Source organism: Rahnella sp. RcJ3, from assembly GCF_009498575.1.
Classification (GTDB): Bacteria; Pseudomonadota; Gammaproteobacteria; order Enterobacterales; family Enterobacteriaceae; genus Rahnella; species Rahnella aceris.
The window spans coordinates 1-19,900 of record NZ_QSNX01000018.1; the positions used below are offsets into that span (position 1 = coordinate 1).

The 19,900-nt window shown below is 51.1% G+C and carries 16 protein-coding genes, 2 tRNA genes and 1 rRNA gene; 7 read left to right on the forward strand and 12 right to left on the reverse strand.

What is annotated here, in order from left to right; all coding sequences use genetic code 11:
- The first annotated feature begins 116 nt into the window (after nucleotides 1-116).
- Nucleotides 117-192, forward strand: a tRNA-Thr gene (locus DXU84_RS19890).
- Nucleotides 193-228: 36 nt separating this feature from the next.
- Nucleotides 229-344, forward strand: a 5S ribosomal RNA gene (gene rrf / locus DXU84_RS19895).
- Nucleotides 345-479: 135 nt separating this feature from the next.
- On the opposite strand, the gene actP is transcribed toward rrf, so the two are convergent.
- Genes actP through acs form a run of 3 tightly spaced genes read right to left on the reverse strand, consistent with a single transcriptional unit; the run spans nucleotide 480 to nucleotide 4,472 of the window.
- Nucleotides 480-2,114: a cation/acetate symporter ActP gene (gene actP, locus DXU84_RS19900; protein WP_370447459.1), complete on the reverse strand. Its 1,635-nt coding sequence runs from the start codon at nucleotides 2,112-2,114 to the stop codon at nucleotides 480-482.
- A gap of 29 nt (nucleotides 2,115-2,143) precedes the next feature.
- Nucleotides 2,144-2,455, reverse strand: a complete 312-nt coding sequence (locus DXU84_RS19905) for a DUF485 domain-containing protein (protein ID WP_013573722.1) — start codon at nucleotides 2,453-2,455, stop codon at nucleotides 2,144-2,146.
- 55 nt (nucleotides 2,456-2,510) lie between these two features.
- A complete protein-coding gene (gene acs, locus DXU84_RS19910; protein WP_037034316.1) occupies nucleotides 2,511-4,472 on the reverse strand; it encodes an acetate--CoA ligase in 1,962 nt (653 codons plus the stop codon).
- A gap of 515 nt (nucleotides 4,473-4,987) precedes the next feature.
- On the opposite strand from acs, the gene DXU84_RS19915 reads away from it, so the two are divergent.
- From DXU84_RS19915 to DXU84_RS19935, 5 genes are all read left to right on the forward strand, one after another.
- Entirely contained in the window at nucleotides 4,988-5,566 is a 579-nt protein-coding gene (locus DXU84_RS19915; RefSeq protein WP_013573724.1) for a fimbrial protein, read from the forward strand.
- 101 nt (nucleotides 5,567-5,667) lie between these two features.
- Nucleotides 5,668-8,169, forward strand: a complete 2,502-nt coding sequence (locus DXU84_RS19920) for a fimbria/pilus outer membrane usher protein (RefSeq protein ID WP_153376571.1) — start codon at nucleotides 5,668-5,670, stop codon at nucleotides 8,167-8,169.
- 46 nt (nucleotides 8,170-8,215) lie between these two features.
- On the forward strand, nucleotides 8,216-8,953 hold the full coding sequence (locus DXU84_RS19925; RefSeq protein WP_014411545.1) for a molecular chaperone: 738 nt from the start codon (nucleotides 8,216-8,218) through the stop codon (nucleotides 8,951-8,953).
- 9 nt (nucleotides 8,954-8,962) lie between these two features.
- Nucleotides 8,963-9,934: a fimbrial protein gene (locus DXU84_RS19930; RefSeq protein WP_013573727.1), complete on the forward strand. Its 972-nt coding sequence runs from the start codon at nucleotides 8,963-8,965 to the stop codon at nucleotides 9,932-9,934.
- A gap of 27 nt (nucleotides 9,935-9,961) precedes the next feature.
- Nucleotides 9,962-10,234 (forward strand): helix-turn-helix domain-containing protein, encoded by a 273-nt coding sequence (locus tag DXU84_RS19935; RefSeq protein ID WP_013573728.1) that lies wholly within the window; start codon nucleotides 9,962-9,964, stop codon nucleotides 10,232-10,234.
- Nucleotides 10,235-10,258: 24 nt separating this feature from the next.
- Here the strand turns inward: DXU84_RS19935 and DXU84_RS19940 are convergent, their stop codons facing one another.
- From DXU84_RS19940 to DXU84_RS19980, 9 genes are all read right to left on the reverse strand, one after another.
- Nucleotides 10,259-10,816 (reverse strand): FidL-like protein, encoded by a 558-nt coding sequence (locus DXU84_RS19940; protein WP_013573729.1) that lies wholly within the window; start codon nucleotides 10,814-10,816, stop codon nucleotides 10,259-10,261.
- The gene (locus DXU84_RS19945; protein WP_228389038.1) at nucleotides 10,806-11,681 is read right to left on the reverse strand and encodes a winged helix-turn-helix domain-containing protein; all 876 of its coding nucleotides are present in this window, start codon (nucleotides 11,679-11,681) and stop codon (nucleotides 10,806-10,808) included. Before DXU84_RS19945 ends, DXU84_RS19940 begins: the two co-directional genes overlap by 11 nt.
- A gap of 254 nt (nucleotides 11,682-11,935) precedes the next feature.
- On the reverse strand, nucleotides 11,936-12,964 hold the full coding sequence (locus DXU84_RS19950) for a S66 peptidase family protein (RefSeq protein ID WP_013573731.1): 1,029 nt from the start codon (nucleotides 12,962-12,964) through the stop codon (nucleotides 11,936-11,938).
- A gap of 91 nt (nucleotides 12,965-13,055) precedes the next feature.
- The gene (locus tag DXU84_RS19955; RefSeq protein ID WP_013573732.1) at nucleotides 13,056-14,372 is read right to left on the reverse strand and encodes an MFS transporter; all 1,317 of its coding nucleotides are present in this window, start codon (nucleotides 14,370-14,372) and stop codon (nucleotides 13,056-13,058) included.
- Nucleotides 14,365-15,525 carry a mandelate racemase/muconate lactonizing enzyme family protein gene (locus DXU84_RS19960; RefSeq protein ID WP_112197560.1) on the reverse strand — a complete coding sequence of 387 codons (1,161 nt, stop codon included), beginning with the start codon at nucleotides 15,523-15,525 and terminating at the stop codon, nucleotides 14,365-14,367. The genes DXU84_RS19955 and DXU84_RS19960 overlap by 8 nt, the downstream gene beginning before the upstream one ends.
- Nucleotides 15,526-15,746: 221 nt before the next feature.
- Nucleotides 15,747-15,822, reverse strand: a tRNA-Phe gene (locus DXU84_RS19965).
- Nucleotides 15,823-15,951: 129 nt separating this feature from the next.
- On the reverse strand, nucleotides 15,952-16,527 hold the full coding sequence (locus DXU84_RS19970; RefSeq protein WP_014411550.1) for a transcriptional regulator: 576 nt from the start codon (nucleotides 16,525-16,527) through the stop codon (nucleotides 15,952-15,954).
- 43 nt (nucleotides 16,528-16,570) lie between these two features.
- Nucleotides 16,571-18,307: a protein-disulfide reductase DsbD gene (locus DXU84_RS19975; protein WP_153376573.1), complete on the reverse strand. Its 1,737-nt coding sequence runs from the start codon at nucleotides 18,305-18,307 to the stop codon at nucleotides 16,571-16,573.
- Nucleotides 18,308-18,477: 170 nt separating this feature from the next.
- The gene (locus tag DXU84_RS19980) at nucleotides 18,478-19,779 is read right to left on the reverse strand and encodes an anaerobic C4-dicarboxylate transporter (RefSeq protein ID WP_014411551.1); all 1,302 of its coding nucleotides are present in this window, start codon (nucleotides 19,777-19,779) and stop codon (nucleotides 18,478-18,480) included.
- Nucleotides 19,780-19,900: the final 121 nt, after the last annotated feature.

Consider the following 19,900-nt stretch of genomic DNA (forward strand, 5'->3'; position numbering starts at 1 on the left):
AGTGAAACGCCGTAGCGCCGATGGTAGTGTGGGGTCTCCCCATGCGAGAGTAGGGAACTGCCAGGCATCAAATAAGTAAAGTTCGCTTTTACGCGGATTGTTATAAGAATTAGCGTGCTGATATGGCTCAGTTGGTAGAGCGCACCCTTGGTAAGGGTGAGGTCCCCAGTTCGACTCTGGGTATCAGCACCAGTAATAAGCGTAGAGTTCGGTAAATTACAGAATTTGCCTGGCGGCACTAGCGCGGTGGTCCCACCTGACCCCATGCCGAACTCAGAAGTGAAACGCCGTAGCGCCGATGGTAGTGTGGGGTCTCCCCATGCGAGAGTAGGGAACTGCCAGGCATCAAAAAAAGACAAAAGCCCTGCACATTGTGCAGGGCTTTTGTCTTTTTGTTCTACGGATCAGCGATTAAGCACGCAATATTCAAACAAAAGGCCATCCTCAGGATGGCCTTTTCTATTTCTGCGCTCTACTCATTAGTGATTAGAGCTTTGCGAGATCCCGATCCCTGTTTGTGACCGCACAAACTGAGGGTAGAAACGCTCCCTTTCTTTCTGTCCTTCCAGTGAGTTATCTGTAATCGAGAAGAACCAGGTACCGGCAAAAGCAACAATCATCGAGAACAGCGCGGGGTATTCGTAAGGATAAATGGGCTTAGCATGTCCTAAGATCTGGACCCAGATAGTTGGCCCAAGAATCATCAATATGACTGCTGTAAGTAAGCCGAGCCATCCGCCAATCATTGCCCCGCGCGTTGTCAGTTTAGACCAGTACATTGAGAGCAGAATAATGGGGAAATTGCAGCTCGCAGCAATGGAGAACGCTAATCCAACCATGAATGCAATATTCTGTTTTTCAAACAGAATACCCAACGCGATGGCGACGATACCAAGCAGAACAACGGTGATCTTCGAAACCCTTAACTCATCACGTTCTGTTGCTTTACCGTCCTTGATGACGCTCGCATACAGATCATGAGAGACCGCCGAAGCCCCTGCCAGCGTTAAGCCCGCGACCACCGCTAAAATGGTTGCGAAAGCCACGGCAGAGATAAATCCGAGGAAGAAACTTCCACCGACCGCATCCGCTAAATGCACGGCTGCCATATTATTACCGCCGAGTAATATACCGCTGGCATCTTTAAACGCCGGGTTTGAGCTGACCAGAACAATAGCACCGAAACCGATAATGAAGGTCAAAATGTAGAAGTAACCGATAAAGCCAGTAGCATAGAACACGCTTTTCCTGGCTTCTTTGGCATCATTGACGGTGAAGAACCGCATCAGAATATGGGGTAAACCGGCGGTACCGAACATCAGTGCAAGCCCCAGAGACAGAGCGGATATCGGATCTGAAACCAGTCCTCCCGGGCTCATGATTGCAATCCCTTTAGAGTGGACGGCGACCGCCTGAGTAAAGAGGGTATTAAAGTTGAAGCCGACAGATCTCATGACCATAATCGCCATGAATGTCGCACCGGCCAGCAACAGGATAGCTTTGATGATTTGTACCCAGGTCGTCGCCAGCATTCCGCCAAACAACACGTAGAGTACCATCAGGATCCCAACCAGGATCACTGCGACATGATAGTTAAGCCCAAACAATAGCTGGATTAACTTACCGGCACCGACCATTTGTGCGATCAGATAAAGCGCAACAACCACCAGCGAACCGCAGGCTGAAAGCAGCCGGATTGGTTTTTGTTTCAACCGGTATGACGCGACATCTGCGAAGGTATATTTCCCCAAATTACGCAGGCGTTCGGCAATCAGGAACAAAATGATTGGCCAGCCGATCAGGAAACCGATGGAATAGATCAGGCCATCATAACCGGAGGTATAAACCAGTGCGGAGATACCCAGGAAAGAAGCGGCAGACATGAAATCGCCAGCAATTGCCATACCGTTTTGCAGGCCAGTAATGCGGCCGCCAGCTGTATAGTAGTCCTGGCGGGACCGTGTACGCTTTGCTGCCCAATAGGTGATATATAAAGTCGCGCCAACAAACAGCACGAACATTACGATAGCTTCAATATTAAGAGGCTGACGTTTAACTTCCCCGGCGATGCCCTCCGCAGCAAGCAAACTGAACGGGAAGGCGAGGGATAGCATCAGTAAAAGAAGAGAGCCGCGACGTGCGATCATGGCTGCACCTCGCGGATAATATCTGCCGTCAGGCGGTCAAACTCGCCGTTCGCGCGAATGACGTAAATTCCTGTCAGCACGAAGGAAATCACGATCAGCCCCACGCCCACGGGAATGCCGCGGGTGATGGTGGCACCGTCATAGAGAGGTGTTCCCAGCCACTGTGGATCGAACGCAATCAGTAAAATGAAAGCGACATACAGAACCAGCGTGATGCCTGACAGCAGCCAGGCAAAACGACTGCGTTTTTGCACCAGTTCCCTGAAGCGCGGATTACTTACAACTCTCTGATAAATGAGATCATTCATCTCAGTGACTCCTGTGAGGCATTGATAGAGTTCACCGCGCCAGGGCGGTGAAAAATTACGACGGCACTTTCATTGATTGTTTTTCTTCCAGCAATTTATCGACTACGCCCGGATCCGCCAGCGTAGAGGTATCTCCCAGATTGCTTGTGTCTCCGGCTGCAATTTTGCGCAGAATACGACGCATAATTTTGCCGGAACGGGTTTTTGGCAACGAATCAGTCCAGTGAAGAATGTCAGGCGTGGCAATGGACCCTATCTCTTTACGCACCCAGTTGCGTACTTCGGTATAGAGTTCCGGTGACGGTTCTTCGCCGTGATTCAGTGTGATGTAGGCGTAAATAGCCTGACCTTTAATGTTATGCGGAATACCCACAACGGCAGCTTCTGCAATTTTAGGGTGAGAAACTAATGCTGATTCAATTTCAGCCGTCCCAAGGCGATGGCCGGAAATATTGAGCACGTCATCAACACGGCCTGTTATCCAGTAATAACCGTCTTCGTCACGACGCGCACCGTCACCGCTAAAGTACATATTTTTAAACGTGGAGAAATAGGTCTGCTCGAAACGTTCATGGTCACCAAACAGTGTACGCGCCTGACCCGGCCAAGAATCGGTGATGACCAGATTGCCTTCGCATGCTCCTTCCTGAGGAACGCCTTCGTTGTCTACCAGAGCAGGCTGAACACCGAAGAACGGCCGCGTTGCCGAACCCGCTTTCAGCTCAGTGGCACCCGGCAGCGGGGTTATCATGAAACCGCCGGTTTCGGTTTGCCACCAGGTATCGACAATCGGGCACTGGCTGTTACCAATAGTCCTGTAGTACCACTCCCAGGCTTCCGGGTTAATCGGTTCGCCAACTGACCCCATGATCCGCAGTGAAGCACGGCTGGTGCCCTCAATGGCTTTATCCCCTTCAGCCATCAGTGCGCGGATCGCCGTAGGTGCGGTATAGAGGATATTTACCTTGTGTTTATCAATAACCTGCGCCATACGGGCCGGTGTCGGATAATTTGGTACACCTTCAAACATCAGGCTGATGGCTCCGCACGCCAGCGGGCCGTAGAGCAAATAGCTGTGGCCCGTTACCCAGCCGACATCGGCCGTACACCAGTAGATATCGCCATCATGATAGTCAAAGGTGTATTTGAAGGTCAGGGCCGCATAGACCAGATAACCGCCCGTGGTATGCAATACGCCTTTCGGTTTACCCGTGGAGCCGGAGGTATAAAGGATGAAAAGCGGATCTTCTGCTTTCATTTCTTCGGGCGGACAATCTGCAGAAATGCCTTCAATTGCATCATGCCACCAGATGTCACGACCCTCTTTCCATTCCCCCTGTTTGCCGGTGCGTTTGAAAATGATGGAATGTGTGATGCTGGTGACCGACGGGTTTTTCAGCGCATCATCCACATTTTGTTTCAGCGGAATGGTACGTCCGGCGCGCAGACCTTCGTCGGCGGTAATCACCAGTCTGGCATTGGAATCGATAATGCGACCGGCAACAGCTTCCGGGGAGAAACCGGCGAAGATAACGGAATGCACAGCACCGATACGGGCACAGGCCAGCATCGCGACAGCCGCTTCCGGTACCATAGGCATGTAAATAGCGACAACATCCCCTTTCTTAACGCCCAGGCCCTTTAAGACGTTAGCAAACTGACAAACATCATGATGAAGCTGTTTGTAGGTGACATGTTTATTCTCGGCTTTCGGGTCATCACCTTCCCAAATCAGCGCGGTCTGATCGCCTTTGTCGCTTAAATGACGATCCAGACAGTTAGCTGCAAGATTCAGAGTGCCATCCTCAAACCAGCGAATATCGACATTCCCCGGCGCAAATGAAGTGTTTTTCACTTTTGTGAAAGGCTTAATCCAGTCGAGCACTTTGGCCTGTTCACCCCAAAATGCGTCAGGATCTTCGACAGACTGTTGATAATACTGCTGATATTTCTCAGGTGTGATCAGGGTACGCTCTGCTATGGAGGCAGGAATAGGGTGCTTATAAACATGGCTCATGGTTTTTCTCCTTTAATTTGTTAATGATATGTCAATAAAAGGTTGGGTGTAGTTTGCGGTATGCCTTTGTTTGTTTTCTGGGGGACAGATCACGCAAGCGGAGAAAAAACAGCAGGATATATTCATTCGTCATGCGGAGCAGTCCACATAAGTCTGGGAAGTTCAGGAGAGAGTGGGAAAGAGATAAAGTTAAAAAATATGATTCTTAATGTGATTATTTGGTTAAAGAAAGCTTAACTCAGGGTTTGGTGTGGAAATTTTCTTATCTATTACGGAACATTTAATATCAGATATTTTAACCTCTGAGTTAATTTCCTTTCATAAATCGCATGTTTAAAGATTAATCTGAGAGTAAAACTCTTAATATTTGCAATTGGCAAATTATTATAACGTTAAATTTAAAATATCAGTATATTGATCTGGCAAGAGAGGGGTGCTCTCTTCGGTACAGCGAAAAATATCGCTTAATAGCTGCTTAATGCTTAATAGCTACCGTTAAATCTCAAGGACTTATTATGTTTAACGCCAAAAGAAAGACACTGGTTATTGCTTTATCTGCCTTTATTTCTGCATCAGCTTTTGCAGATGATACAACGCCTCCGACAGGAGCTGATCAAGGTTCAGGCCGTATTCATTTCACCGGGACGGTTATTAACGCACCTTGCTCAATTGCCGCAGGTGATGAAGACATTAATGTAAACATGGGGCAGGTCGCGAATAAGGTGCTCGAAAGCGGCAATAAATACTCTCAAAACGTGAATTACACCATTCATTTGCAAGATTGTGACCTGACCGCACAGACGGCGGGCACTGTTCAATATCCGGCTATGTCCAAAGTCGCCGTTTCTTTTGCGGGTACGCCTGACAGCAGCGCCGCTGAACTACTGGCCAACACCGGCAGCGCGAAAGGCGCAGGCATCCGCCTGATTGACGCCAACGGTGACCTGCTGAAAGTGGGAGACACCTCTAAAGATATTAACCTGGTCACAGGGAATAATGAGCTGGTATTCGCCGCACGCGTGGAAGCCAATTCTCAGCCTGTTTCAACCGGTACGATCGTTTCTCAGGCAACTTATGCCCTGAACTACAAATAAATATCGCTGCTATTTAGGGGAGTTTTCTCCCCTTTATTTTTTGGCTGTGCCAGCGCCAGGGATTGGTGTGGATTACTATTTTAGTAAGAAGTGATTTTATTATGTCGTTTGCGATGAATAGAACATCGGCTGAAATCAAGAATGTCCTGTGGTTTATTTTTCTTCTGTCAGGATGCTTTATTTCAGTCAGAAGCTTCGCAGTAGAATTTAACGTTAACTTCATTGATTCTGCCGATCGCAATAATGTCGATCTGTCACGATTTCAGGTAGCCGATTATATCGCGCCCGGTGAATACCTGCTGGATGTGGTGCTCAATGGCCGCACGTTCGGCGAACAAAGCGTGATTCACTATATTCCCACTGCGGATAAGAAAAATAGCCGCCTGTGTTTACCGCCGGTGCTGGTGGATAAATTCGAACTCACTAAAGACGCGCGCGAAAAGCTGACTTTGTGGCATCGCGGTGAATGCACATCTCTCGATCAGCAGCAGGAAGTCACCGCACGTTACGATCAGGAAAAACAAACGCTGAATATCAGCATTCCCCAGGCCTGGCTGACCTTTCACGATCAAAACTGGGTGCCGCCCTCACAGTGGGATGATGGCGTCAACGGTGCATTGCTCGACTACAACCTGCTCGGCAGCCGATACATGCCGCAGTCCGGCGACAGCACCACCAGTTTCAGCAGTTACGGCACCACCGGTTTTAACCTCGGGCCGTGGCGCGCCCGTGCCGATTATCAGTATTCTTCGTCGCGCACGTCCGGCGCGCCCGCCAGTGATAAATTCACCTGGACGCAAACCTATCTGTATCGTGCGCTGCCTTCTGTGGGCGCACGCCTGACCGGCGGGCAGACCTATTTAAGCTCAGATATTTTCGATTCATTCCGTTTTCTCGGTGTTTCACTCAACAGCGATCAGCGCATGTTGCCTCCGTCGCTGCGAGGTTATGCGCCGCAAGTCACCGGCATCGCCAAAACCAATGCCAAAGTGAGTATCAGTCAGAACGGGCGGGTGATTTATCAGACCAACGTGTCACCGGGCCCATTTGTGGTTCAGGATCTGACCGAAGCGGTACAGGGCGCACTGGATGTCAAAATCGAAGAAGAAAACGGCAGCGTGACGACTTATCAGGTGACCACCGCGACCATTCCGTTCCTGACCCGCAAAGGCCAGGTGCGTTTCAAAACCGCAATGGGCAAACCGACCACCGGCAGCAGCAATCACGTCTTGCAGCCGGGTTTTTACAGCGGCGAAATGTCCTGGGGTGCGCTGAATGATTTCTCGCTTTACGGCGGTCTGATCAGCACCACCGGTAACTATCAGGCGCAGGCCATCGGCGTCGGGCAAAACCTGCAAAAACTCGGTGCCGTATCTTTTGATGTCACGCGTTCCTCGGCGACCGTACCGGTGGCAGGGAAACAAACCGGGCTGAGTTACCGCGCCAACTACTCCAAGCGGTTTGACTCGACCGGCAGTCAGATTACGTTTGCCGGATACCGCTTCTCGGAAAAAACGTTTATGTCGTTCAGCCAGTACCTCGACAAGGTGAACGGCGACGGTTATTCCCGCGATGACAAACAAACCTACACCGTGACGGCAAATCAGTACCTGCCGTGGCCGGCGATCACGCTCTATCTCTCTGCTACCCACAAGGTCTACTGGAATGAGAGTGCGAGTAACAATTACAGCGTGTCGGTCAGCAAGGTTTTCGATATCGGCCGCTTTACCGGCATTTCTGCGACGTTTTCCGCCAGCAAGCTGAACTACCGCGATACCGATGAAAATCAGATGTTTCTGTCGCTCAGTTTGCCGTTGTCTTCCGGGCAACAGATCAGCTACGACGCGCAGCAGGATTCGCAAAGTGGTTACTCGCAAACGGCGTCGTATTACAACAGCCAGGATCCGAACAATAGCTGGCGCGTGGGCGCGGGCGGGAGCAGCCCGGATCTGCAAAAAGGTAACGGTGTGTTCCGCGCCAACTATCAGCATATGTCGCCGTACGGTCAGTTCGGTGCGAACGGCAGCGTGAAAAATAACGATTACCGCTCAGTGAATGCCAACTGGTACGGATCGTTTACTGCGACAGCGGCAGGCGCAGCATTGCATCAGAGCAGCGCCGGCAGCGAGCCACGCATGATGGTATCAACCGGCGTGAAAGGCATTCCGATCAGCGACGGTGCGTCAGTGACCAACGATTACGGCATTGCTGTTGTGAATGGTGTGTCCAGCTACCAGACCTCCGATATCCGCGTTGATGTGAATAATTTGCCGGATGACGTGGAAGTTTACAGCTCGGTGGTCAGCAAAACCCTGACGGAAGGCGCAATAGGCTTTCGCAAAATCCGCGCCATTAAAGGTGAACGTCTGATGGCGGTAATACGCCTCGCTGATGGCAGCCACCCGCCGCTGGGCGCCGCCGTTACCGACAACAGTTCCGGGTTTGAAGCGGGCCTGATTGGCGACAGTGGTCTGGCGTACCTGGCCGGAGTATCCGGCGAGAAATCCCTGACTGTTCGCTGGGGAGACGGGCAGCAATGTCAGATCCAGGTGCCACCTCAGCCCGTGACATATTCAGGGCAGGTATTGCTGCCCTGCACTTAATAATTTAAACGCTTTCAACAAAGCAGATCAGGAAAGGAATAATCCGATGAACAGGTATTTTTTGCGTTTTGGGGCAGCATTACTGCTGATGATTGGCATGACTTATCCGACTTTCGCCGCCGTCAATCTGGACCGGACACGCATCATCTATAACGCCAGTGATAAATCCGTCAGCGTGATGCTGGAAAACCAGAGCAAAGATCTACCGTATCTTGCGCAGGTCTGGCTGGAGAACGAGCAGGGCGAAAAAATCACCTCTCCGCTGGTGGCGTTGCCGCCGATGCAGCGCATTGATGCTGGCCAGAAAAGCCAGATCCGCATTTTGCAGTTACCCGAAACCGCCGGTCTGCCGAAAGATCGCGAATCGCTGTTTTACTTTAACGTGCGTGAAGTGCCGCCAAAAAGTGACATGGCGAACGTGATGCAGGTGGCGATCCAAAGCCGCGTGAAGCTGTTTTTCCGTCCGGTGGAGCTCAGGAAGCTGGTGAAAGGTCACTGGCAGGAACAGCTTCAGGTTGCCCGTCTCAGTGATGGGCTAAAACTGACCAATCCGACACCGTTTTATATCACTGTCGGCTATCTGGGCAAAGACAACAAAGGCAATATCCCTGGTTTTGACAGCGTGATGCTCGCACCGTTCGCCAGCGAAAATCTCACCGGCAAGCAGTACGTTAGCCAGCAATACAGTCTGGGTTACATGGATGATTACGGCGGTTTGCAGGTGAACGAGTACAACTGCCAGACACAACAATGTCAGCGCATCAGCAAAGACGCAAAACGCTAAGGAGTGGTGATGGCTGGTATTGACAGATTTCAGGCGGGTCGGATGGTATTTCTCCTGCTGCTGTTGTTTTTTTCCCGCAGTGCACTGGCGCTCGATTGTGTCGAAAAAGGTACCGGTATTGTGGACAAACCGGCTATTCCCGTCGGGCAACTGGCGATCCCGGCGAACGTGCCAGCAGGCACGAAAGTCTGGGAATCCAATGACATCAATGTCACGGCCTATTGCGACAATGTGCTGGGTTCGATCATTGATGTGGTGCATTTCTACTTTAATCCCAAATCACAGTCGATTGGTGAAGGGTTGCTGCTGGGCGTCAGTTACAACGGGCAGGATCTGGAGCAGAACGAACAGCGTCTGAGTACCAACAGTACGCCGATCAAAAAAGGTCAGAATGTGACGGTGAATGTCACGTTCCGTCTGTATATCAAAGTCAGCGGAAATGCGCCTTCCAGCGGACATTATCAGGGGGCCGACCAGTTTACGGTTTTCCAGCTTGACGGCAGCCGCGGGATTAACAAAACGCCGGGCGCAAAAAATCTTAAATACAACCTTTCAGGATTACAGGGGATCCGCTTTCTGGCCTGTGGCTCTGACCTGAAAGTCTATCCTGAGTCTCAGATTGTCGATTTTGGTGCGATTCAAAGTACCACGTTGTCCCGATCGTCCGGCGTTTCACTGCCGTTTGCCATTAAAGCGGTAAAACAAGGGTGCCTTGACAACTTCTCGCTGCAGGCGGAGTTTTCCACCGCCAGCCCACTGCTGGACAACACCGCGATTGACCTGTCCAACGGCGCGAAGCTGATGCTCTATAACGACCAGGATAAAGCCATCACTTTCAACCGCTATGATGACTTTGCTGAGCTGAACAATGTGAATGAAGTCACCAAAAACTTTACGGCAAAACTGAGTGCGATTCCGGGGAAAACGCTTTCTCTCGGGCAGTTTGACGCATCCGTGATCGTCAAGATCAACTACTACTGACGACGGCTTAAGGAAAGGAGGAAGGCTATGCTAAGAACGGCAAAATTGCGGGCGCAGGCGCTCGAGGAACCGGTTTATAAGGTCCAGGCACCGGAGCTCATCGCAGAGACTCACATTCATGCCCTGCTGCAAACCCTGCGTGAAGATGCTGGACTGAGTAAGACAGAACTGGCCAGACGGCTGGGCATCACGCCACCAGCGATTACCCGTCTTGAGAAGCGGCCGGCTCAGGCCAGTTTTTGTACCTTGTCGCGTTACGCCCAGGCTTGCGGGTTTCATCTGTACCTCTACTATAAATAAGTGAGTTGCTAAATGTATTTGTATTCAAAGACTTTTTTTGAATACACACAATGCAATCGGAGACTGGTTGCTTTCAATCAACAGGGTGCTGTTATCGTATTTCTTCAGTACCAGCGTGTCAGTATGGCCGGTCAGAAAAAAACTGTTTATCAGCAGGAGAGACGAAATCTGCCAGTCCATATTGTCTACACTGTCGATATTAATCTGACTGCTGGTGAGCGAATACGTACTGGAGTTTGTGCTAACGTGAATATAGTCATAATAAATGTTTCTCAGCAATGTTTTCCGTTGAATAACAATCCCATTTTTGTCATACAAATAACCCGTTCCACTGAGTGAAACTAAAATTTTGTGGTTGTCAAGAAAACTGAAGTAGAGTGCGGCCACCAGTTTTGCGGTTTGATTATCATATTGTGCTTCTATGATCATATTTCCACGGCAAGGTATATTAACAGGGAATGCTTCCCGGTTCTTTTGGACGAAAAAACCATACAGGGTAAAGAGTAATATAAATACAGCCGGGATGAACGGGAGGAGGATGCTCTTCTTTCCCTGAAAAATACGTTTTCTATCACTGAACATGCGTGGTCCTGTCATTTGTATAATAGCTTATGCAAATGTTAGCTTTATAATTATCATCGGTAATGCACTGCGCCATAAAATCACGTACTGAGCCAGTATTGATGGGCGAGGTAAAACGCTCACTTTGGAATATGAAAATATCTCCTGGTTTGCAGGTAATATTATTTTTTTGCAGAAATGTCTCGGCCAGTTGAATAAATTCGCGCTTACGGGACGAAATGACGGGCGCGGTTGAATACAAATCACAGGCACCCAGCCTGGCAATTTTCAGCTCTGTTTTCGGATCCTGTAAATCGTTGTACATAATGAAAAATGCCCACACAGTCAAGACTGCCGCCACAAGCAGGCTTATCATAAAGCCAGAGGGGCGATTTTTTATCCTCTTTTCAGGTTGCGTTTTTAGCTGAAGTGATGCTGCCGTCGGCGCGATGATCTCTTCCTTTTGCTCTGTTTCAGTCAGCCGGTTTTCCGGTGTTTTGTTGACCTGCACGTTGTGAACCTGAATTTTCTCCTCAGGAGGTTCATGCATGAGGTAAGGTTCAATAATGATTTCTTTACGGATAGTAAAACCGACCTTGGGCACGGTAACGATAAATTCATCAGGGTAACCCAAAGTGACCACTACTTTGCGTAATTTGCTGACGCAGTGATTAAGATTATTATTACTTGCTATCAGTCCGTAGTCATCCCAAACTTTTTTAAAAAATATTTCACGCTCAACAACGATACCCTGTTGTTCTATTAACAATAATAATATCCTGCGCGCAGGATTAGAAATGGCGATCTTGTTTTCTGAATCACCCGCTAATGAAAGTGTGTTATCTTCAGGGTTGAAGACTATTAGATTTTCAATCAGATAATTCATGTGCATTTCACGCCTCCCTGTTAAGAATATCCTGCCTCCACACATGCTTCATGCAATGAGAACAATGCGCACCCGGCGCGCATTCTTGATTTATATCTCACGCATCAGGTCAGTCAGTATAAACCGTTCTATTTCAAAAACAGATTTCTGTCGTAAATGTTTACAGAGCAGTCGTTCGAAATGTAATGGCGGAAAGCGTGGGGGGAAAAGCATATAAATCACGTACGGATTTTTAGTAGTACGTGATTTTTGATTTATTGCTGCAGATACGGGCCGACAATGTCGATGTGCTGCTGAGAGAAGTCGACAGCAATACGGGCACCCAGAGGAAGCGTTAACATCGGATGGGTATGGCAGCAGTCGAAGCCATCAACCAGCGGAATGTCTTGTCCGTTCAGCACTTCCAGCAGCACATCCGCCGGTTGCCTTCCTGTCCCCGCATTATCGAACAATTCGTGTTTGCCGAGCAGAATAGCGCTCACACGGTCGAAAATTCCGTTCAGTTTCAGCATTGAGAAAGAGCGCTCGATGGTCGCGATATTGTGCAAGCTGTCTTCGATAAACAAAATATCGCCCTGACGGATTTCCGGCATATAAGGGCTGCCCCAGATGCCAGACAACGTATTCAGATTTCCGCCGATGACGCGCCCCTCGATGCGTCCCTTGCCGTGAAAACGGCAGGTATTGGCGTACAACGTTTTCGCCCTGACCGGCGTGACATCATTCCAGTTGAGCTTTTCATCCGTCCAGTGCTGCGGTAAAGCGTAGCGATAAGGCTCAGAGCGGCGGGTCATCAGGATGTCAGCGAAAGACGCGTAGGTTTCATCAACCAGCGGCGGAAATTCGCCAAAAGAAGCCACCAGCGCCGGACCGTAAAAGGTGATCAATCCTGTTTGCGCATAAATCCCGGCCAGCAATGCGGTCGTGTCGGAATACCCGATGATGATTTTCGGATCAGTACGCAGCGCATCGTAATCCAGATAAGGCAGCAGAGAGTTAGTGTTGTTACCGCCAATCGACGACATTACACAACGCACCTGCGGATCACGGATCAACTGATTCAGTTCTTCGGCACGTGCCTGAATGGAGCCGGAGCGATAGTGATCATATTGTCCGGTCATTGTGCCGGCTTTCAGCACAAATCCTTTATCTTCAAGGAATTTCTTCCCGCGCAGATAACGGTTAGGGGCGGTGGCAGTCACCGGTGATGACGCAGAGAAAAAACCAATGGTATCGCCGGTTTTCAATGCAGGGGGAAACAGCGAAAGTTCTGACGAGGGCATTTTACATCCTATAAATCTGCTCAATGTTCAACCTGCAATGTATCAATTCAATTGCAGGTTGAACAGGGGCCTTACAGGATACACCGGAGGATTAATGACCGGCGGCGATTTCTTCCGCTGGCGCTTTTTTGCCAAACAATTCATTCACTTTGTTCTGGCGTACCAGAATAGCCATTGCAATCACACCGACGACCGCCAGGCCACTTGAGAGGATGAAGGCTGACTGATATCCCCCGCCGTACTGGATTAAAAATCCGGTAATGCTCGGGGATAAAATCCCGGCCAGATTCGCCAGTAAATGCACGAAACCGCCTGCGGTCCCGATACGGTGCGCCGGAACGATATCCTGCAACAATGACCAGCACGCCTGTGGCGTCATATAAGCAAAAATACTGGCGACGGTAATCAGCGCCACGGCGCCTGCGGTGTTGCGGGTATAAGCCGTCATCAGCACACAACCGGCAGCAATAATCAGACCGGCGAAAATCACCGCTTTGCGTGAGAAGAGGAAATTACCGCTACGACGGTAGAGAATATCGGCGACAATCCCGCCACCGATGAAACCCGCAGTCGCGCCCAGCCAGGGCAGAATACCGATAATGCTCATGCTCTTAATGTCGAGATGCTGGAAGTCAGTGAGATAGCTTGGCAGCCATGACAGGAAGAAATACTGAATGTAGTTGAAGCAGAAAAAGGCTGCAGCCACCCCCAGCACCGGTTTGGATAAAACGTAATACCACAAGCTGTGCGCATCATTTTCTCTGGCGCCGTTTGTCACCGGTGTCGCCGGGCGGTCGCTGGCAATCAGACGTTTTTCTTCCTCTGAGACCCGCGGATGCTGCTCTGGCTTATCGCGGAAAAAGGTCATCCATGCCGCCAGCCAGACAAAGCCCAGTGCAGCAATCACCACGAAGGCGATGCGCCAGCCGAAATGCAACCCGACCAGCCCGACAATCGGCGCGGCGATGGCGGCCCCCAGTGGCTGCCCCGCATTGGTGAAGCCGACCGCGCGGCCGACTTCCTTGCGCGGAAACCAGTTGGAAATTGATTTGTTGGTGGTGGTGCCCATCGGGCCTTCGCCGATACCAAACATGACGCGCACGACCAGTAAATGCGCGAAACCGGTGACCAGTGCTGTTGCGCCGCAAAATACGGACCAGAACGCAGCAGCGAAGGCGAAGACTTTTCGCGGGCCAAACTTGTCTGCACTCCACCCGCCAATAAAGCAAAACAGGCAGTAGCCAATAAAGAAGGCGCTGAACAAAATCCCCATCTGGGCATCATTGATATGCAGGTCGCCTTTGATCAGTGGCGCCATCACCGATAACGCCGCGCGGTCGAGATAATTGAGCATGCCGGCAAAGAACAGCAGCAGGGCGATGACCACCCGATAATTGGATTTACGCATGTGCGGCCTCCGCGGTCAGAGAAAGGGTTTTCGAGCTGATGAGGTACTTCTGGATGATGGAAAGTGATGGCTCAAAACCTAGCCCCGGCGTATCCGGCAACAGCATATGCGGTTCAAAATTCAGTTGTGAATAAAGCGTTTCCTGCCACTGAATGTAAGGCACTTCCAGACTCACGCTGTCGTCGAGCGTAGCGACCAGTTGGGCGGTGGCCATCAGGCCGGCACCGTAATAAAAACAGTGCGGAACAACGCGGATGTGGTATTGCTTCGCCAGCGCAAACACTTTCAGCATGGCGGTGATCCCGCCGACTTTACTGACGCTGGGCTGTGCGACGTCAATCGCGCCGTGTTCGAAATGCTCCACAAAGCCCTGAACGCCTGCTGCATTCTCGCCTGCGGCAATACGGGTTCCTTGTTTTCGCACTTCCGCCAGACCGGCTAAATCATCCGGTGGCCAGACCGGTTCTTCCAGCCATCCCAGATTCAGAGAACGTAAAGCCTGCGCCTGTTGCGAGGCTTCTGCCACGTTCCACGGACAGTTCACATCAACCATCAGTTCAGCATCGGCAGGCAGTATTTCTCTGGCGGCGGCAATGGCCGGATAAGCCGTTTCATGCAATTTTATGGCGCGGAATCCCGCCTGCCAGGTACTCAGCACTTTTGCTGCCACACGTTCCGGATGATTGCCATAACTGACCAGGCTGGCGTAAACCCCGATTTTCTGACGTTTCGCCCCCAGCAATTGCCAAAGCGGCTGCTTCCATGCTTTCGCCAGCAAATCCCATAGCGCAATATCCACAGCTGAAAGGGCAAACATCACGGGACCGGTGCGCCCGAAAGCATGAAAGTTCACCTCGGCCTGCTGCATCAGTGCAGCAATTTCCTCAGGACTTTCCGGGCAGGTTTGGCCGAGAAAAAATCGCCCGACTAAACCGTTCATCGCGGTTTCGGTGAGCGGATTACAAAGATGACCGAAACCTTCCCCCCAGCCGTGTAAGCCGCTGTCGGTCGTGATTTTGATCAGTAATGTTTCCATTCTGGTGAGTTCGGGAGATGCCGCGTTATAGGCATCCGTCTGTATCTCTGGTGTTTTATCCCTGTCGCTGCTGAATGGAATCGCAACGCGCAATACCTCAATTTTGGTTATTTTCATGAGACATTCCTGTTTTATAGGGCCTTGAGGAAACTGATCAGGCTAAGGAATCAGTCTAAAACGCAGGGATATGACCGTTAACGGACGTTGGCCTAACTTTTAAGCAGAATTGAACGGGAGTTTTGTGCAAATGAATGAAGGGATGAGAAGTGAATCACGAAAGGGTAAATACGTAAGATTTAAAAAGCAAAAAACCCGCCATAGGCGGGTTTCTTTAAATATGGTGCCCGGACTCGGAATCGAACCAAGGACACAGGGATTTTCAATCCCTTGCTCTACCGACTGAGCTATCCGGGCAACGGGGCGCATTAAACCGTATTGGGCCTGAGCCGTCAACGGGTTTGTTATCTAAAATACATAAAAGCCGTTTGTTTGCTGCCTTTTCATTCAAAAAGGATGAAATCGCCGGGCAGCAATGGGGGGAAGTCAGGAAAGTGCACCATGTTCACGGCAGCGGGCGATGTTCAGCACATCCTCTGCCAGACGGCGTGCGACTTCCACATCGTTCAGTTGGCGTTTAACGAGCAGTTTACTCAGGCAGCCTTCGAGGATCAGTTCCATCTGCTGAGCGACCATTTCCGGGTCATCCGAGCCCATTTCCTGCAAAAGCGACAAGGTGTAGTCGTAGGAGGCCCGTTTCTGCTGTTGAGCCAGCTGATGAATGGGCGCCTCGCTGTCAGGGAAAAACGTGCAAGCTGCGATAAACAGACATCCAGGATAGCGCTGCTGCCGCACCTGCTCATCCAGCACTTTATAGCGCGCCAGCAATTTCTGTGGCGCTGAAAGAGACTCATCCAGCATCAGCTGACGACGCCAGATATCAATCTGTTCGCCGTGATAACGCAGACTGTCATACAGCAGGGCTTCGGCATCCGGCCAGAAACGGCGTAATTCACTGAGCGGGACATCGACCAGTTCGGCGACCGTTTCCAGTGACAATGTTGCAAGGCCACGTTGTTCCAGGAAATTAAGGGTTTTATCGAGAACTTGTTCACGTAGCACGTTTGCCTCCTCACAATTCGCGTACTTCAAAGTGTAGTGTCGTTTAAGGGTGAGTTTTCTGCAAATGCGCGCTGAACTCCGCTGCATCCATAAAACCCGTCACCCGTGACTGTGGCAACTCATGACCATCAGGCCCGAAGAACAAAATTGTCGGCAGGCCCAGAACATTCAGACGTTCTAATAACGCTTTCTGCTCAGGGGAATTCTGGGTGACATCTGCCTGCAGCAATAAGGTATCCGTCAGTTCATTCTGCACGTCTGGCGCTGAGAAGGTATATTTTTCGAACTCTTTACACGCCACGCACCAGTCAGCGTACAAATCCAGCATAACGCGTTTGCCCTGCGCGCCCTGCAGGGCAGCGTTCAGTTCACCGACATTATGGATTTTCTGGAAATTAAGTGCGTGTACCTGTGTTGTCGTGTTAGCGGCTGGCGCAAATGCCCAGTCCTGCAAAGGACGGCTGACGATCAGCGCCGCGGCCAGGAAAAGTAATTGCAGCGTCCGCACCATGCCGCGCTGGCTTTTCAGGCTGAGCAGGAATGCCCAGCCGAAGAACGCCATGCCGAGCAGGCTCCATAAACGCAGCCCCCAGATATCGCCAATCACACGTTCGAGTAAAAATACCGGCAGTGCCAGAATGACAAAGCCAAATCCTTCTTTGACGTATTGCATCCACGGCCCGCTGCGGGGCAGTAATTTGTTGCCGAACATCGTCACAATAATCAGCGGAATGCCCATCCCCAGCGCATACAGATACAGCGTGCCAGCCCCCGCCAGCAGATTCCCGCTCTGGGCGATATACAGCAGGATCGCGCTGAGCGGCGCGGTGGTGCAGGGAGAACAAATCAACCCGGCCAGTGCGCCCATAATAAAGACGCCGGGCAGCGAGCCGCCTTTTTGCTCGTTACTCCATAAAGCCAGCCGGGTCTGGACGGCAGAAGGAAGTTGCAGGCTGAACGTGCCAAACATCGACAGCGCCAGAACAATGAACATCACCGAAAGCACAATCAGTACCCACGGACTTTGCAACGCCGCCTGGAACTGCAAGCCTGCCGCAGCGACCACCATACCAAGCAGTGTGTAAGTCAGCGCCATGCCCTGAACGTAAACCAGCGCCAGCAGGAAAATTCGCTTCATGCTGTGAGGGCGCTGATGCCCGAGAATAATGCCGGAAATCAGCGGATACATCGGCAGTACGCAAGGCGTAAAGGCAATACCGATGCCGATCAGCAAGGCCCACAGTGGAGAAAACGGCAGTGGTGTTGATGGCTTTTCAGGCGTCGCGATAACCGGTGCGGATGCTGTATCCGTAGCTGGCGTGCTGACTCGCGTCGGTTCCGTGACGGCACTCAGCGGCACGTCACGAGTTTCCGGCGGATAGCAGAATCCTGCGGCGGCACATCCCTGATAGGTCACCCGAAGGGTTGCATCCGCGCTGGCCTGACGGAGAGGGATCGTCAGATGCAGGGCATTCTCATAAACTTCGCTGTCACCGAAAAACTCATCATGATGATCACGGCCTTTGGGCATCAGAAACGCCGCGAGCTGAGCATTCTTCGGTTCCAGCTCAATCTTGCTGCGATATAAATAATAGCCGTCACGGATTTGCCAGTTCAGTTTGAGGTCGTGACCTTGCTGCTGGAAATCAAAACTGAATGCCTGATCGACGGGGACAAACTGTGGCGCGGCGGGTTTGCCAAATAAAGAGGCATTCGCCTGAAACGGCAAAAGACTCAGGCTGCACAGCAGGAAGAAAATTCGAAGAATGCGGTGATCCATGCGGAGTAAAGTTCTCTTTGTCGCGGCAGATGAACAGCCACTGAGTGAATCGACAGAAGATGCGCACGGCGTCATGCCATAGCGCGTTAATGAATTGTGAGTATACCCTGAGCAATCCCTGAGCAGAAAGCCCCGAGTGCTTAACGGGGGCCGCAGCCCCCGGAAAACTGTCAGAGAATAATACTGCCGAAACCAAATCCAAAAACTACAGACAGGAACACGCCAATCGTGCCGGGAATAAAGAATGGATGGTTGAAGACGAAGCGCCCGATGCGGGTGGTGCCGGTGTCATCCATCTGCACAGCGGCAACCAGCGTCGGATACGTCGGCAGAATGAATAAACCGGAAACAGCGGCAAAAGAACCCACGGCGGTCAGCGGCGATACGCTCAGTGCCAGCGCCATTGGCAGCAGGGCTTTGGTCGTGGCGGCCTGCGAATACAACAGCGCAGAGCTGAAGAAGAAAATCACTGCCAGCAGCCACGGGTGCGCCTGGATCAGGCCACCCGCGGTTTCTTTGATCCAGCCGAGATTGGCCTGCACAAAAGTGTCACCCAGCCAGGCCACGCCGAGGATACAAATACAGGCGCTCATGCCGGATTTGAACGTGCTGGAGGTCAGAATGGCGTCGGTATCAATGCTGCACAGCAAGGTGATTAACGTGGCGACACTGAGCATGATAATCAGGATGGCGCTGTTGGTGGTCATCACCGGTTGCGCAACCCAGCCCAGACTCGGGCTGTTAATAACCGCATAAGCGACAACCGTCAGTACGCCGAGCAGGAACAGCAACACCGAGAGTTTGGCGCCGCGTTTGATTTCCAGCACTTTATCGCCACGCAGTTGGATCAAACCTTCTTCATACCGTTTGAGATAAACCGGGTCATTGGAAAGCTTTGCGTCAAAGCACCAGCTGACAATCAGCGACATCAGGATCACTGCAGCCAGTGTGGACGGGATCATCACCATCAGCAGATGAAGATAACTGACGCCGTGGCCTTCCATGGTGGATGCCATGTACACCACTGCGGCAGAAATCGGTGAGGCGGTAATGGCTATCTGCGCGGCAACCACGGCGGTGGAAAGCGGGCGGCAGGGTTTAATCCCTTGCTCTTTGGCGACTTCAGAAATAACCGGTAATGCCGACAGTGAAATGTTGCCAGTGCCCGCCATAATCGTCAGGAAATAGGTGACGATGGGTGCGAGGAGGGTGATGTGTTTGGGATTACGGCGCAGCAGCTTTTCAGTTTGTTGCACCAGATAATCCATCCCGCCTGCTACCTGCATGGTCGAAATCGCGGCGATCACCGCCATGATGATAGAGATTACGTCAAAAGGGATGGTTCCCGGTTTAACGCCTATCAGGGCGAGCACCAGAACGCCAAGCCCGCCCGCGAAACCAATGCCGATGCCGCCTAAGCGCGCGCCGAGGAAAATCGCCGCCAGTACAATAATAAATTCGATAATTAACATGGTTGTCCGTCCATATTCCCAGCACTCCTTAAGGAATTGATAATTAATTGTTGTGTAATTGTTGTGTTGTACAAAGTAAAAAGGCCCGCTGTTCTGCAGAACAACGAGCCTTTAAAAGGTC